Origin of the sequence: Brevibacillus sp. SIMBA_040, from assembly GCF_046535075.1 — a bacterium.
Lineage (GTDB): Bacteria > Bacillota > Bacilli > Brevibacillales > Brevibacillaceae > Brevibacillus.
This window is the reverse complement of the sequence record NZ_JAWRXI010000045.1, coordinates 1-1,096: the sequence shown is the minus strand read 5'-3', so window position 1 is coordinate 1,096 and position 1,096 is coordinate 1. Positions and strand designations below refer to the sequence as shown.

Genomic DNA, 1,096 nt, shown 5'->3' with positions numbered 1-1,096 from the left:
TGCGGCTCCGTCTCTTCAACTTAACCTCGCACGCTATCGTAACTCGCCGGTTCATTCTACAAAAGGCACGCCGTCACTCTTTTAACGAGCTCCGACTATTTGTAAGCACACGGTTTCAGGTACTATTTCACTCCCCTCCCGGGGTGCTTTTCACCTTTCCCTCACGGTACTGGTTCACTATCGGTCGCTAGGTAGTATTTAGCCTTAGCAGATGGTCCTGCCAGATTCACACGGGATTTCACGTGTCCCGCGCTACTCGGGGTTGGTCTCGGAGGGATACCTGTTTAGGCTACGCGACTGTCACGCTCTACGGTCAGCTTTCCCAAGCTGTTCACCTACAGGTATCTTTTGTAACTCCGTGTGAGACGCCCCACAACCCCGCCAGGTAAACCTGACGGTTTAGGCTCTTCCGCGTTCGCTCGCCGCTACTGACGGAATCACTATTGTTTTCTCTTCCTCCGGCTACTTAGATGTTTCAGTTCACCGGGTCTGCCTTCTCGTACCCTATGTATTCAGATACGGATACCATCCCATTACAGATGGTGGGTTTCCCCATTCGGAGATCCCCGGATCAAAGCGTGCTTACCGCTCCCCGAGGCTTATCGCAGTTCGCTGCGTCCTTCTTCGGCTCCTAGCGCCAAGGCATCCACCGTGTGCCCTTAGTAACTTAACCACGACGCACAGGATGTGCTAGTGCATGCGTTGTCTCATGGATGAGACGAACTTAGCAGGCCATCCTTGCAGTTAATATTACTAGTACTACATCAGTAATAAATCCTTAGCAATTACATGCAGTATCCAGTTTTCAAAGAACAAATGTTGAGACAACCATAAAGTTGCTCGCCTGGCAACGTCCTACTCTCCCGGCTCCCTGCGGAGCAAGTACCATCGGCGCTGGAGGGCTTAACGGCCGTGTTCGGCATGGGAACGGGTGTGTCCCCTCCGCCATCATCACCAGACTATATGAAGGAAGTATGCTCCTTCAAAACTGAACAGCGAATGTGCGTTAATCGTCATATCTCCATAGAAAGGAGGTGATCCATCCGCACCTTCCGGTACGGATACCTTGTTACGACTTCACCCCAGTCATCTACCC

At 51.8% G+C, this 1,096-nt stretch carries 3 rRNA genes; all 3 read right to left on the bottom strand.

From position 1 onward, the window contains the following. Positions 1-673, bottom strand: a 23S ribosomal RNA gene (locus SB752_RS31860); the annotation flags it as partial. 169 nt (positions 674-842) lie between these two features. Beyond that, positions 843-959 (bottom strand): 5S ribosomal RNA (gene rrf, locus SB752_RS31855). A gap of 68 nt (positions 960-1,027) precedes the next feature. Further along, positions 1,028-1,096, bottom strand: a 16S ribosomal RNA gene (locus SB752_RS31850); the annotation flags it as partial.